The following is a 12,371-nucleotide window of genomic DNA, read 5'->3' as shown; positions in this document are numbered from 1 at the left end:
GGCGTGCAAGGCCCGGTGGTTTGGGACCGCTACGGGCTGTGCCGGGTCGTGCGACCTAGGGCTTACGCATCAATGATGGACACCGAAGACCGGCAGGCAGGTAGCCAAGCGTATGAACGGGAACGCCTACCAGCTGTAGCCTGCCTGGCCTCTGTCGGGTCAGGAAGCGAGCATCGATCCGCGCTGCGCACGTGCTGTGCTAAAGCGATGAGGTTGCTGCCAAGCCAGCATGGCCTGAACATCGGTAGCCGCTTGCTTGACCTTCTGCGCCCATTGGTCGTCCTTGGGGCACACCACTACCACGCGAAAACCATGTTCGAGCCCCTCGAGCCGTACACCGTCGGAGTCGTCCACATGCAGGTCGATGTCGAACGCCGAAGGCAGCTTGGAAGGGGAATTGACCAGCCCCCGCTGGCCCAGCATATGCTGATGGCGGTCGCTGTTGACCACGCCATCGACACGGATACCGTACAGCAGCAACCAGCGGCGGATATAGGCCGGCGTGCGCCCGGAGGATGTGTAGATCCACACGCTGCAACCCTGGCGGCGCAGGTCGCCGATCAGTTCGCGAGTACCGCTGCGCAGGGGCTCGCCCAACCAGCGGTGGACGAAGCTCGGCAGCCGATTCGGCTCGGCTTCGGCGTGTTCGGGCAGGCAGGCCAAGGTATCGTCGATGTCGAACGAGATGCGCACTTGGGCTTGACGTGTAGCGCTGTCGAGCACCGCTCGGCAGCGCTGCCAGGCTGATCCGCGACTCATCGAAGGCTCCTCTCGCGCAAGGGGGTTGGCAGGAAAAACGTGTTGGGCGCCGGTGCATGGGCTTCCAGGAACGCGGCGTACTTTTTCTTGATCTTGGGCAGCTCGTACAGCGCCTTGACGCCATGCTTGGCCGAGTTGCGGATGACTGACGAAGGATTGAAGTAGCCTTCGGCGTTCTCGAGCGACAGCACAAATGGCGGCAAGCCTGCACGCATCAGCAGATAGCTGACGATCAGCGAGCCGGTACGGTTATTGCCTTCGATGAACAGCTGCGGCTTGCTGAGGATGCGCACGTATACACCGGCAGCCCGCTTCCATACCGAATCGCTGCCATAACCGCAGTACCAGTTGTACAAGTCCTTGATGCCGCCTTCGACGTTGTTGAAAAAATGGGCTTCGGTAGCGGCCAGGTGCGCGGCGAACTCCTCGCGACGGGCGGCGTCGCTGCCACAGAGCACGGTGGCATTGATTTCCAGCATCAGGTTCACCTGCTGCAGGTGAAACAGGTCGATGCCGCGCGCCACATAGTGATCGACCAGCGCGTAGCCCTCCAGCACGTTGCACAGCACCTCGTCCGTGAACGGGTCGCGAGGCTCGGTGAAGTGGCGGCTGAGCTCGGCAAAATGCGCCTGCACTTGGCGCAGGGCATGCTCGACGGCATTGAGATCCAGGCGGGGTGTCGCTGGCATCGGATATCCCTGATTACGGTATTCGAGTAAAGGCAACCGCGAGCCTCGGCCGTCCTGGCACTGGCGCGCGGGCGTTCTCAAGCGAGGGTTAGCTGAACTTGCCACTGATGTAGTCGGCGGTCAGCTGTTCACGAGGGTCTTGGAAGATCTGGGTGGTGGGACCCATCTCTACCAGATAGCCCGTGCGGGTGCCTTGGGAAATGTCGACCGAAAAGAACGCCGTAGTGTCGGCCACGCGAATGGCCTGCTGCATGTTGTGGGTCACCAGCGCAATGGTGTAATCCTTTTTCAACTCCACCATCAGCTCCTCCACCCGCCGGGTCGCGATCGGGTCCAGGGCCGAACAGGGTTCATCGAGCAACAACACTTCGGGCTCGGTGGCGATGGCCCGGGCAATGCACAAGCGCTGCTGCTGGCCACCGGACAGGGACAGGCCACTGACCTTGAGCTTGTCCTTCACTTCATCCCACAACGCAGCGCCTTGCAGGGCATGCTTGACCCGGTCGCCGATGTCGCCTTTGTAGCGGTTCAGGCGCAGACCGAAGGCCACGTTGTCGAAAATGCTCATCGAGAACGGGTTGGGTTGCTGGAACACCATGCCGATGTAGCGACGTACCACGACTGGATCGACCCCTTTGCCGTAGACGTCCTGCCCCAGAAAGTGCACATGGCCTTCGAAGCGAAAGCCCTTGACCAAGTCGTTCATGCGGTTGAGGCTGCGCAGCACGGTGCTTTTGCCACAACCGGACGGGCCGATGAAGCCAGTGATCTCGTTCTTGCGGATCGGCACGTGGCTGTCGCGCACGGCCATGAAGTTGCCGTAGAAGATCTTGTCCAGCTTGCAATCCATGACGATGGGGGTTTCGCTGGCCAGGGGAGCGGCTCTTTGGGCGGTGGATACGTTCACGTCGAATGCTCCCTATCAGTACTTGGGCTTGCCGAATACTCGGCTCAGAATGTTGATGACCAGCACGATCATTACCAGAACCAGCGATGCCGCCCAGGCGAGCTCCAACTGGTTGTCGAACGGCATGCCGGAGAAGTTGTAGATCAGCACCGCCAGCGAAGCGGTCGGGTTCATCACCGCCAGGCTGCCATCGTGGTAGATCCAGTAGTTGCTGAACAACGCGGTGAACAGCAGCGGCGCGGTTTCGCCGGCCGCCCGGGCCACGGCCAGCATGACGCCGGTCAGGATGGCTGGCAGGCCGGTGGGCAGCACGATCTTCCAGATCACCTGGGCCCGGGTACAGCCCATGCCGTAGGCGGCGTCCTTCATGATCTTGGGCACCATCTTCATGGCCTCCTCGGCGGTCAGGACCACGATTGGCAGCATCAGGACGGCCAACGCCACGCCGCCCGCCGGCGCCGAGTAGGTCCCGGTGGTCATCACCACCAGGGCATAGGCGAACACGCCGGCCAGGATGGACGGCAAGCCGGTCAGCATCCTGGCAGCGAAACGTGCGGCGTTGGCCAGCTTGCTGTCAGGCCCAAGCTCGGCCAGGAACACGGCGGCCAGGATGCCCACCGGCACAGCGATGGCCGCTGCAATGCCGACCATGACCAGGGTACCGGCCATGGCGTTGCCGAAGCCGCCCCCCATTTCGAAGCCAGTTGGCGGCAGCTCGGTGAACACTTCCAGGTTCAGCCGTGCGCCACCACGGGTGATGAGCATGTACAACACCGAAATCAGGGGCACGCTGGCCACCAGCGCGGCGAGCCAGGCCAATGTGGTCAGCAGTACGCTGCGCAGCGCCCGTCCTTCGAGCTTGCGCTGCAGGCTTGGCAGCGCGGCTACGGGCGTGGAGAGATCGGTCATCAGCGGTTACCTCGTTGCGCGTAGAGCATGATCATCGAGCCCAATACGTTCACCAGCAGGGTGATGAACATCAGCACCAGGGCGGCGTACATCAGCACTTGCACCTCATTCGGCCCGGCTTCGGGGAAGTTCAATGCCAGCAGCGCTGCCAGGGTATTGGCCGGCGCGAACAGTGACAGGGAGATGGTGTTGGCGTTGCCCACCAGCATCGCCAGGGCCATGGTCTCCCCTAGGGCGCGGCCCAGGCCCAGCACCAGCGAGCCAAAGATGCCGGTCGCGGCCGAGGGCACCATGACCTTGAGAATCGCCTCCCAGTGCGTCGTGCCCATGCCGTAGGCGGCTTGCTTGGTTTTCATCGGCACACTGGTCAACGCGTCCTGGGAGACGGCGGCGATGGTCGGCAGAATCATGATCGCCAGCACCAAGGCTGCCGGCAGCAACCCCGGGCCGCTCAGGGACGTGCCAAAGAACGGGATCCAGCCCAGCTCGCTGTTGAGCCATGTGGTCAGTGGCCGTATGGCTGGAATCACCACATAGATGCCCCACAGCCCGTACACCACGCTCGGGATAGCGGCCAGCAGCTCGACAATGGTGCGAAAGACTGCCGCGAGCCTGGCCGGCAGGAAATCCTGGGTCAGAAAGATGGCCATGCTGACGCCGAAGAAACCGGCGATCAGCAAGGCGATGAATGCGCTGTACAGCGTCCCCCAGATGGCCGGAAGAATGCCGTACTTGCCTTGGTTGACGTCCCAGACGCTGCCCAACAACACATCGAAGCCATGCTTCTCGATGCCGGGCAAGGCCTTGCGCCCCACTTCGTAAACCAGTGCGAAGACCAGTGCCAGTACCAGCACAACCCCAATGCGGGCCAGCGCACGGAAGGTGCGGTCCACCAGCACGTCCTTGGCAGACGGCGGCCGGCAGGCGGAGTCGGGGTTATCCGGTAGGTCGAAAGGTGTGTTCATTGGCAGGTTCCGGGACAGGGTGCTGACACCCCCGGCGTGTCAGGCGCACGCCGGGGACGCCGGTATCACTTGATGTTGGCGGAGGCTTTGCGCACTTGCTCGACCACCGAGGGCGGCAGCGGGATGTAGCCCATCGAGTCGGCGATCTTCTGCCCTTCGGTGAGGCTGTACTCGACCATGTCGCGCATGGCCTTGGCCTTGGCGGGGTTGCCATTGTCCTTGCGGAAGATCATCCAGGTGTAGGAGGTGATGGGGTAGGACTTGGCGCCGTCCGGATCAGGCAGCCAGGCCACCAGGTTTTCCGGCATGTTCACGGCGGCCAGAGCCTCGGCGCCGCTTTCGGCATTGGGCACCACGTACTGCCCAGCCTTGTTCTGCAATTGGGCGAAGTCCACCTTGGCCAGCTTGGCAAAACCGTACTCGATGTAGCCGATGGCGCCTGGGGTCTGGCGTACGGTGGCGGTCACGCCATCGTTTTTCGGTGACTTGATGAACTTGTCAGTAGCCGGCCAGTTGACGGTATTGCCCTCACCCAGTTCTTGCTTGAAGTCGGCATTGATGGCCGACAGGTGCTTGGTGAACACCGCTGTCGTGCCGCTGGAGTCGGCACGCACCACGACGGTGATGGGGGTGTCGGGCAGCTTGAGCTCGGGGTTTGCGGCTGCGATTTGCGGGTCGTTCCAGCGTGTGATGTTGCCAAGGAAGATGTTGGAGTACACCTCGCGCGGCAGCTTGAGCCCTTTGGGGTTGCCTGGCAGGTTGTAGGCCAGCACGATCTCGCCGGCGGTCATGGGCAGCAGCTGTACACCCTCGCTCACCTTGGCCATGTCGGCCTCGCTCATGGCCGAGTCGCTGGCAGCAAAGTCAACGGTCCTGTTCAGAAAATCCTGCACCCCGGCGCCGCTGCCCTTGGACTGGTAGTCGACGGTCACACCCTCGGATTTCTTGCTGAAGTCCTTGAACCAGGTCAGGTAGATGGGTGCGGGGAAGCTGGCCCCGGAACCGGTTAGGCGAATGTTTTCTGCGGCGATCGAAGCCGATGTGGCGCAAAGGGAGACCGCGACGGCGAGTGCAGCAGACTTCATCAGGCGTATCATTGAAAGCGCTCCGTGTGATGGCCGGCACACTTTGCATCAGCTGTGTTACAGCTTTGTGACCGCCGCATGGCACCGAGCCCTTACCCACGCCAGGCCATGTCCTACGCCCCGTTGAACCGTAGCGTCGGCAAGCCTGACGCTCACCTCCATGGAACGCTGACCGTTTGCCGCACTCACACCTTTTATCAGGGCAGCAGCCCGCACATCCCGAGCTGGAGGACAGACCTGCATGAAGAAGATCCTGATGGTGTTGACGTCCCACGATCAACTGGGTGACACCGGCAAGAAAACCGGCTTCTGGCTGGAAGAGTTCGCGGCACCTTATTACGCATTCGTGGATGCCGGAGCCGACGTCACGCTCGCCTCGCCAAAGGGCGGCCAGCCGCCGCTGGACCCGAAAAGTGACGAAGACGATGCCCAGACCGAGGCCACTCGACGCTTCGCCAAAGACACCGAAGGCCAGGCTGCCCTGGCCGATACCGTACCCCTTGGCGAAATCGACCCCTATGATTTCGACGCCGTGTTCTATCCAGGCGGCCACGGCCCGCTGTGGGATCTGGCCGAAAACCAGGACTCGATCGTTCTGCTGCAGGCCTTTTATGCCTCCAACAAGCCCATCGCAGCAGTATGCCACGCACCGGGCGTTCTGAAGAACGTCAAAGCGCCTGACGGTCACCCTGTCGTCAAGGGCAAAAAGGTCACCGGCTTCACTAATAGTGAAGAGCAAGCCGTGGGCCTGACTGAAGTCGTTCCGTTTCTGGTGGAGGACATGCTGCGTGGCCATGGCGCGCACTACGCCAAGGCCGAAGACTGGGCAAGCCATGTGGTCGAGGATGGGCATTTGATCACAGGTCAAAACCCGGCTTCGTCAGAGGCAACTGCCAAAGCATTGCTGAAACGGTTAGCCCAGGAACCCGGCGCCTGATCCCTGGTTTTGCGCAGCGACAAAGGCAACTGCTACGCGAAGGAATTTTTTGCTACAGCCCGAGGTCATACCGGTAGCGCACAGCTATCGCTTGCACCTCTGGCTGCAAGCCTACATCGGATGTTCCCTTTATTCAGCGTGCGCAGAGCCAGAGTATTGCCATGAAAACGTGCGAATTCCCCAGCTGTCCGACCGTTCTGCTGGTTGAGGACGAACCTATCATCCGTGAGCTGATCGCCATCGCCCTTGAGGATCTGGGCGTAGCGGTAACCAGCGTGGAAACAGCACAAGAAGGTCTGGAAATTACCTCGCGCTCTGCATTTTCGATGCTCCTGACCGATGTCCGCACCCCTGGCGCGGTCAACGGCCTGGAGTTGGCCTATCAGGTCGGCCAGTCGCAGCCTGACACTCGCATCGTGGTCATGAGTGGTTATCACGACCCTTCAAGCCACGCCCTACCCTCTGGCGCCGTGTTCCTGCCCAAGCCCTGGACCCTGGATCATTTCATTGGCGTGATCAGTGATCAGCTTGCGCGTTCAGCGTCGCTGCGGGCGCAGCCAGCGGCTTGATTCTGGTTCAGTAAGGTCGGATCGGCCGCATGCCGCCGGCCTTGTGAAGTGAGTATCCCTCTAGCGCTATCGAGCCTTTTCAGCGGATGACCTCCGCTGCCCGCTGCAATGACCTGTCAACCAGTTGTCGAAGATCCCGCCACTGGTGCCAAGCGATCAGTTCGAGACGTTTCATCTCGTCTGCTTGGCGCAGCAATTCCTCGCGGTAGGCACTGGGGCATGCGTTGCGTAACGCGTGATCATCAAAGGTCGAGAACCAGCGGTTGATCGCCTCCAAGTGCATCAGGTCGTTAGTAGGCTGCTCAATGAATGCCGTCATGCCAGTCTCCCTGTGCTCGCTTTTTCAATCGAGCCCAGGGAGCAACCGATGGTTCACTTCGATTGGTGTTCAACCGCGCCAGCCTCACACAATGCCCGTATGACCATCGAGTACCTGCCGCACACGACGTGCCAGATCATGGGGCTGGCAGGGCTTGGAAATCACATCGAATTCAGAGCCGCCGATGTCGGTGCGTTCAATCGAGTTTTCCGCGTAGCCGGTGGTGAGCAGCACCTTGATCTGCGGCTGCAAACGGCGCACCTCTCGCGCCAGCATCACCCCATTCATGCCCCCGGGCATGATCAGGTCGGTGAACAACAAGTCATAGCGCTCACCTGCTTCGATCAGTTTGAGCGCTTCGCGAGCGTTGAGCACCATGTCGGCGTCGTAGCCATAGTTTTCCAGCACCATCTTGGCCAGCTCCGCGACGTCCGGGCGGTCTTCGACGATGAGAATCCTCTCGGTGCCGGAACTGCGTTCAACCAGCTTCACGGGCTTTTCCTGAATCGGGCTGGCTTCGTCCACCGGGAAATACAAGCGCAGCGTGGTGCCTTCGCCCTCTTCGGTGTAGATCCGGGCCGCACCACCGGACTGACGCGCGAACCCGTACACCATGGACAGCCCAAGCCCTGAACCCTTGCCCTCCTCCTTGGTGGTGAAGAAAGGGTCCATGACACGATCTCGAATGCTGGCAGGCATGCCGATGCCGTTGTCGGTAATGGAGATGCTCACGTAACTGCCCGGCAACAGGCCGTCGAAGGACAGATTGATATCGCTTACATGCACGTTTCGCGTTTCGATCAATACATAAGGCCGCTTGCGGCCGATCAAGGCGTCTCGGGCATTCATGAAGATGTTCAACAGCGCCACTTCGGCCTGGGTCGGATCGATGCGACAGTTGCGCAAGTGCTCTTCCAAGTCGTATTCGACCGTCACCTCGGCACCGAAGGTGCGCTCGATGATAGGGACAACGTCATCGAGAAGATGATTGAGGTTAAGCACCCGACCGTGCAATTTCTGCTTGCGGGCAAAGGCCAGCAACTGTTTGGTGAGGGTGCTGGCACGATCGACCGCCGTTTGCGCGTGCCCGACGCTTCGGCGAATGCGGCTCAGGTCAGGCTGCGCCTTGTCGGTCTCGCTGGCCACCAGGCCCATGTAGCCGCCCATCACTTGCAGCAGGTTATTGAAGTCGTGGGCGATGCCGCCTGTCAGCTGACCCAGGGCTTCCATCTTCTGCGCCTGACGCAGTGCATCCTCGGCATCGCGACGACGGCTGACATCCAGCTGCGAGGCGAAGAAGTAGATCAGGTCGCCACGCTCGTTGAAAATCGGCGAGATGAACAGCGCATTCCAGAAACTGGAGCCGTCTTTGCGGTAATTGAGCACTTCGGTGGCGATGTCCACGCGCTTCTCGATCGCCTCACGGATGGCGTCGACCACTGTCCGCTCGGTTTCCGGGCCCTGCAGGAAACGACAATTTCGCCCAATGATCTCACCGGCTTCATAGCCGGTCATTTCCAGAAACGCGCGATTGGCAAAGATGATAGGATTGTCGTCGCGGCTGGGATCGGTCACGATCATGGGCATACGCGTCGTTTGAACGGCAGCGAAGAACATGTCGTGCGGCAGGTTGGATATGTCTCCGGTCGCCTGATTGCTGACGCGGGCCTTCTTGTCCGTCACGTGACTCTCCTGATTGGGCAATGGTGCAACTGGTCACTTCTTGACAACGCCAAGCGGCAAATTGCTCCACCAACAGGGGCTGCTTACGAAACTATTGTTCAATGGCCAATGTCGATTCGTCATCTAGAGCCTACGCTTGCTGTTAAGCGGTAGCGTGAACTGCCGACGATGGCCAAGCATGCCCTACCCACCCTGCCACGGATGCTGCACAGCCTCTTGGAAAGCCATGACCTTATCTAAGCGTAACAACGTGCGCATTGCGGGCGCAGGCCCTGTCACGTTGATCTTCTCCCACGGTTTTGGCTGCGATCAATCGATGTGGAAGTACCTTTTACCGCATTTTCAAGCGCGCTTTCGCACCGTGACCTACGATCTGGTCGGCGCCGGGCAGTCGGACCTGACTGCCTATGATCGCGTTCGCTATGACTCCTTGGCAGGTTATGCGACGGATCTGAACGAGATAATCACCGAATATGGCCAAGGCACCGTGATTCTGGTCGGCCACTCGGTCAGCGCCATGATTGGCGCACTGGCGGACAGGCAGCAACCGGGTCGCATTGCGGCCCATGTGATGGTGGGTCCTTCCCCGTGCTATATCGACGATGGTGATTACATTGGCGGTTTCACGCATCAGGATATCCACGAACTGCTTGAAACCCTGGACAGCAATTACCTGGGCTGGTCGAGCACCATGGCGCCGGTGATCATGGGGGCGCCCGGCCAGCCGATGCTGAGCGAGGAGCTGACCAACAGCTTCTGCCGCACCAATCCAGACATCGCGCGGCAGTTCGCACGTGTCACGTTCCTGTCTGACAACCGGCTGGATGTGCAAGGCTTGCCTACACCTGTACTGATTCTCCAATCCATCGACGATCTTATCGCCCCGGTTTCCGTGGGCCAGTACCTCAATGCAGTGCTACCCAACAGCACGCTGTGCCTGATCGACAACATCGGCCATTGCCCGCACATGAGTGCCCCTACAGCCTGTTCCCAGGCCATGGATGCTTTCCTGCAACCCTGGGCACCGGGACCATGACTGGCGCGGGTGAGATACCGGCTGTCGAATCGTTGTTCGAAGGGGCACCCTGCGGCCTGGTGGTCACCACTGAGACGGGGATGATCGTTAAGGCCAACCAGACCTTCTGCAAATGGTTGGGCTACGCGCCCGAGGACCTGACGCAGTGCAGGTTTCAGGAGCTGTTGACCATGGGCGGACGCATCTTCCATCAGACCCATTGGGCGCCACTGATGAAAATGCAGGGTTCGGTGGCCGAGGTGAAGCTCGAGGTCCGGCACCGCGCCGGTCACGTCATCACCATGTTGCTCAATGGCGTGCGCCGTCAATATGCCCACGGCGTGTTCCACGAACTGGCACTGTTCGGCACCATCGAGCGTGATCGCTACGAGCGTGAATTGCTTACCGCCCGGCGCCGAGCAGAGCAATTGCTGGCGCAGACCACTGAGGCCGAAGCTGCATTGCAGCAGGCCAAGGCTGAACTGGCCGACGCCTACCAGAGCGCCCAACGACGTGCAGCCTTTGCCGAGCAGATGGTCGCCATCGCCAGCCATGACCTGAAAAACCCGCTGACCGCGATCAAGATGGCTACGCAGTTGCTCGAACGCGGCGAGCACAGGGACAAGGAAAGACGCCTGCTGGGCAGTATCAGCCATTCCTCGGAACGCGCCAGGCGCATGATCGCTGACCTGCTCGACTTTGCCTCGGTCAGAATTGGCCAAGGCATTACCATCCGCCGCCAACCGATAGACCTGTGTTCAACGGTCGATCAGAGCGTAAACGAATTGAGAGTCGCCTTCGCCCAGGCGCGCATTCGTCACCTTTGCAAAGGCAAAGGGCAACTTGCACTGGACCCGGATCGCGTGCAGCAGATGATTGGCAATCTGGTGGCCAACAGCGTGGCCTATGGTGACCTCGCTCACCCCGTTACCATTACCACTGACCTTCATGAGCATGGCGCCGTGGTCAGCGTACACAACCATGGCCCTTGCATTCCCGACACCTTGCTTACGTCCCTGTTTGCGCCCATGACCCGGGGCACGGACCATGCCGACTCGGTACGCTCTGTCGGGTTGGGGTTATTTATCGTGAGCGAGATCACCCTGGCCCATGGTGGCGATATCACCGTCGATTCGGACGCCGCACTTGGTACCACCTTCACGATACGCCTGCCGTTACTGGCAGCCTGAACAAGGACGGTCCGGCATACACCGGTCAAGCTTTCGACCTGAACTTTTGCTTACCTTGTGGTTTCACCTGCATAGCACACCCGCCTTCGCAGGAGTTGAACCATGAGAGCATTGACGTACCACGGTGCACAGGATGTAAGGGTCGACACGGTTCCGGACCCCATCCTGCAAGAGGCTGACGACATCATTCTGAGAGTCACGGCTACCGCTATCTGCGGGTCTGACCTGCATCTGTATCACGGCAAGATCCCACAAACCGAACACGGCGACATTTTTGGCCACGAGTTCATGGGGGTCGTCGAGGACGTCGGCCGCGCGGTGACCAATGTGCAAGTTGGCGACCGCGTGGTGATTCCGTTCGTGATCGCCTGCGGCGGCTGTTTCTTCTGCCAGCACGACTTGTTTGCCGCCTGCGAGACGACCAATACCGGCCGCGGCGCCATCATCAACAAGAAAGTCATTCCACCCGGTGCAGCGTTGTTCGGCTACAGCCATTTGTATGGTGGCATTCCGGGTGGCCAGGCGGACTATGTACGGGTACCCAAGGCCAATGTAGGCCCCTTCAAGGTGCCGACCTCGCTGTCTGACGACAAGGTGCTGTTCTTGTCGGATATTCTGCCCACCGCCTGGCAGGCGGTGACCAACGCGCAAGTGGGCCAGGGGTCGACAGTAGCTATCTACGGTGCGGGCCCCGTCGGCCTGTTGAGCGCGGCATGCGCCCGCATGCTGGGCGCCCACACCATTTTCCTGGTCGATGACAACGACTACCGCCTGACGTTTGCCCGTGACGCCTATGGGGTAGTGCCAATCAATTTCGAGCAGGACGATGACCCTGCCGACAGCATCATTCGGCTGACCCCAGGCATGCGCGGCGTCGATGCAGTCATCGATGCAGTGGGCTTCGAGGCCAAGGGCAGCACCACCGAAACCGTCATGACAGCCCTCAAGATCGAAGGCAGCAGTGGCAAGGCGTTGCGTCAATGCATTGCTGCCGTGCGGCGCGGCGGCGTGGTCAGCGTCCCTGGTGTGTATGCCGGGTTCATTCATGGTTTTCTCTTCGGCGACGCGTTCGACAAGGGCCTGACCTTCAAGATGGGCCAGACCCATGTGCAGAAGTTCTTGCCAGAACTGCTCGAGCACATCGAGGCCGGTCGGCTGCAACCTGAATTGATCGTGACGCATCGCTTGGCGCTCGAGGAAGCGGCGATGGGCTACAAGATGTTCGATCAGAAAAAGGATGATTGCCGCAAGGTGATTCTGGTGCCTGGTGCGGCAGCGGGGACATTGGCGCCTGAAGTAGCGATCTAAGCGGCACCGAGCCTTGTCAGGGCCTGGCCCACTGCC

13 protein-coding genes are annotated in these 12,371 nt (G+C 60.6%); 5 read left to right on the top strand and 8 right to left on the bottom strand.

Translation table 11 applies throughout. The features are described from left to right. Window positions 1-159: 159 nt before the first annotated feature. The 6 genes from CWR53_RS09315 to pstS all read right to left on the bottom strand — a co-directional run bounded on the left by CWR53_RS09315 (window position 160) and on the right by pstS (window position 5,326). Window positions 160-759, bottom strand: coding sequence for a hypothetical protein (locus tag CWR53_RS09315; protein ID WP_100851325.1), 600 nt, complete (start codon window positions 757-759; stop codon window positions 160-162). After that, window positions 756-1,448, bottom strand: a complete 693-nt coding sequence (locus CWR53_RS09310) for a hypothetical protein (RefSeq protein ID WP_058605233.1) — start codon at window positions 1,446-1,448, stop codon at window positions 756-758. The genes CWR53_RS09315 and CWR53_RS09310 overlap by 4 nt, the downstream gene beginning before the upstream one ends. Before the next feature lie 88 nt (window positions 1,449-1,536). Beyond that, window positions 1,537-2,298: a phosphate ABC transporter ATP-binding protein PstB gene (gene pstB, locus CWR53_RS09305; protein WP_042139286.1), complete on the bottom strand. Its 762-nt coding sequence runs from the start codon at window positions 2,296-2,298 to the stop codon at window positions 1,537-1,539. A 72-nt stretch (window positions 2,299-2,370) separates the two neighbouring features. Further along, window positions 2,371-3,264, bottom strand: coding sequence for a phosphate ABC transporter permease PstA (gene pstA, locus CWR53_RS09300; protein ID WP_058605232.1), 894 nt, complete (start codon window positions 3,262-3,264; stop codon window positions 2,371-2,373). Continuing rightward, window positions 3,264-4,229 carry a phosphate ABC transporter permease subunit PstC gene (pstC, locus tag CWR53_RS09295; RefSeq protein ID WP_100851324.1) on the bottom strand — a complete coding sequence of 322 codons (966 nt, stop codon included), beginning with the start codon at window positions 4,227-4,229 and terminating at the stop codon, window positions 3,264-3,266. The genes pstA and pstC overlap by 1 nt, the downstream gene beginning before the upstream one ends. Window positions 4,230-4,294: 65 nt before the next feature. After that, on the bottom strand, window positions 4,295-5,326 hold the full coding sequence (gene pstS, locus CWR53_RS09290) for a phosphate ABC transporter substrate-binding protein PstS (protein WP_100851323.1): 1,032 nt from the start codon (window positions 5,324-5,326) through the stop codon (window positions 4,295-4,297). A gap of 229 nt (window positions 5,327-5,555) precedes the next feature. Here pstS and CWR53_RS09285 point away from each other — a divergent pair, with 229 nt between their 5' ends. Next, entirely contained in the window at window positions 5,556-6,251 is a 696-nt protein-coding gene (locus tag CWR53_RS09285) for a type 1 glutamine amidotransferase domain-containing protein (RefSeq protein ID WP_058605229.1), read from the top strand. A 161-nt stretch (window positions 6,252-6,412) separates the two neighbouring features. Next, complete coding sequence (locus tag CWR53_RS09280; RefSeq protein ID WP_100851322.1) at window positions 6,413-6,820, top strand: response regulator; 408 nt, start codon at window positions 6,413-6,415, stop codon at window positions 6,818-6,820. Between the two features lie 79 nt (window positions 6,821-6,899). On the opposite strand, the gene CWR53_RS09275 is transcribed toward CWR53_RS09280, so the two are convergent. After that, window positions 6,900-7,139 (bottom strand): hypothetical protein, encoded by a 240-nt coding sequence (locus tag CWR53_RS09275; RefSeq protein WP_100851321.1) that lies wholly within the window; start codon window positions 7,137-7,139, stop codon window positions 6,900-6,902. Between the two features lie 84 nt (window positions 7,140-7,223). Beyond that, the gene (locus CWR53_RS09270) at window positions 7,224-8,822 is read right to left on the bottom strand and encodes a hybrid sensor histidine kinase/response regulator (protein WP_058605226.1); all 1,599 of its coding nucleotides are present in this window, start codon (window positions 8,820-8,822) and stop codon (window positions 7,224-7,226) included. Window positions 8,823-9,048: 226 nt separating this feature from the next. Here CWR53_RS09270 and CWR53_RS09265 point away from each other — a divergent pair, with 226 nt between their 5' ends. From CWR53_RS09265 to CWR53_RS09255, 3 genes are all read left to right on the top strand, one after another. Further along, window positions 9,049-9,858 carry an alpha/beta fold hydrolase gene (locus CWR53_RS09265; RefSeq protein ID WP_100851320.1) on the top strand — a complete coding sequence of 270 codons (810 nt, stop codon included), beginning with the start codon at window positions 9,049-9,051 and terminating at the stop codon, window positions 9,856-9,858. Beyond that, on the top strand, window positions 9,855-11,027 hold the full coding sequence (locus tag CWR53_RS09260) for a PAS domain-containing sensor histidine kinase (RefSeq protein ID WP_058605224.1): 1,173 nt from the start codon (window positions 9,855-9,857) through the stop codon (window positions 11,025-11,027). Before CWR53_RS09265 ends, CWR53_RS09260 begins: the two co-directional genes overlap by 4 nt. Window positions 11,028-11,129: 102 nt before the next feature. Next, window positions 11,130-12,335 (top strand): zinc-dependent alcohol dehydrogenase, encoded by a 1,206-nt coding sequence (locus CWR53_RS09255; RefSeq protein ID WP_100851319.1) that lies wholly within the window; start codon window positions 11,130-11,132, stop codon window positions 12,333-12,335. Window positions 12,336-12,371 lie beyond the last annotated feature (36 nt).

The organism is Pseudomonas sp. SGAir0191 (genome assembly GCF_002812565.2).
Taxonomy (GTDB): domain Bacteria; phylum Pseudomonadota; class Gammaproteobacteria; order Pseudomonadales; family Pseudomonadaceae; genus Aquipseudomonas; species Aquipseudomonas parafulva_B.
The sequence above is the reverse complement of the archived record's forward strand: the minus strand, read 5'-3'. Positions and strand labels throughout refer to the sequence as shown.

Bases quoted from the DNA above. Each gene is read 5' to 3' on its own strand.
- CWR53_RS09315 (WP_100851325.1), bottom strand. From the start codon at position 759: ATGAGTCGCGGATCAGCCTGGCAGCGCTGCCGAGCGGTGCTCGACAGC.
- CWR53_RS09310 (WP_058605233.1), bottom strand. From the start codon at position 1,448: ATGCCAGCGACACCCCGCCTGGATCTCAATGCCGTCGAGCATGCCCTG.
- pstB (WP_042139286.1), bottom strand. From the start codon at position 2,298: ATGGATTGCAAGCTGGACAAGATCTTCTACGGCAACTTCATGGCCGTG.
- pstA (WP_058605232.1), bottom strand. From the start codon at position 3,264: ATGACCGATCTCTCCACGCCCGTAGCCGCGCTGCCAAGCCTGCAGCGC.
- pstC (WP_100851324.1), bottom strand. From the start codon at position 4,229: ATGAACACACCTTTCGACCTACCGGATAACCCCGACTCCGCCTGCCGG.
- pstS (WP_100851323.1), bottom strand. From the start codon at position 5,326: ATGATACGCCTGATGAAGTCTGCTGCACTCGCCGTCGCGGTCTCCCTT.
- CWR53_RS09285 (WP_058605229.1), top strand. From the start codon at position 5,556: ATGAAGAAGATCCTGATGGTGTTGACGTCCCACGATCAACTGGGTGAC.
- CWR53_RS09280 (WP_100851322.1), top strand. From the start codon at position 6,413: ATGAAAACGTGCGAATTCCCCAGCTGTCCGACCGTTCTGCTGGTTGAG.
- CWR53_RS09275 (WP_100851321.1), bottom strand. From the start codon at position 7,139: ATGACGGCATTCATTGAGCAGCCTACTAACGACCTGATGCACTTGGAG.
- CWR53_RS09265 (WP_100851320.1), top strand. From the start codon at position 9,049: ATGACCTTATCTAAGCGTAACAACGTGCGCATTGCGGGCGCAGGCCCT.
- CWR53_RS09260 (WP_058605224.1), top strand. From the start codon at position 9,855: ATGACTGGCGCGGGTGAGATACCGGCTGTCGAATCGTTGTTCGAAGGG.
- CWR53_RS09255 (WP_100851319.1), top strand. From the start codon at position 11,130: ATGAGAGCATTGACGTACCACGGTGCACAGGATGTAAGGGTCGACACG.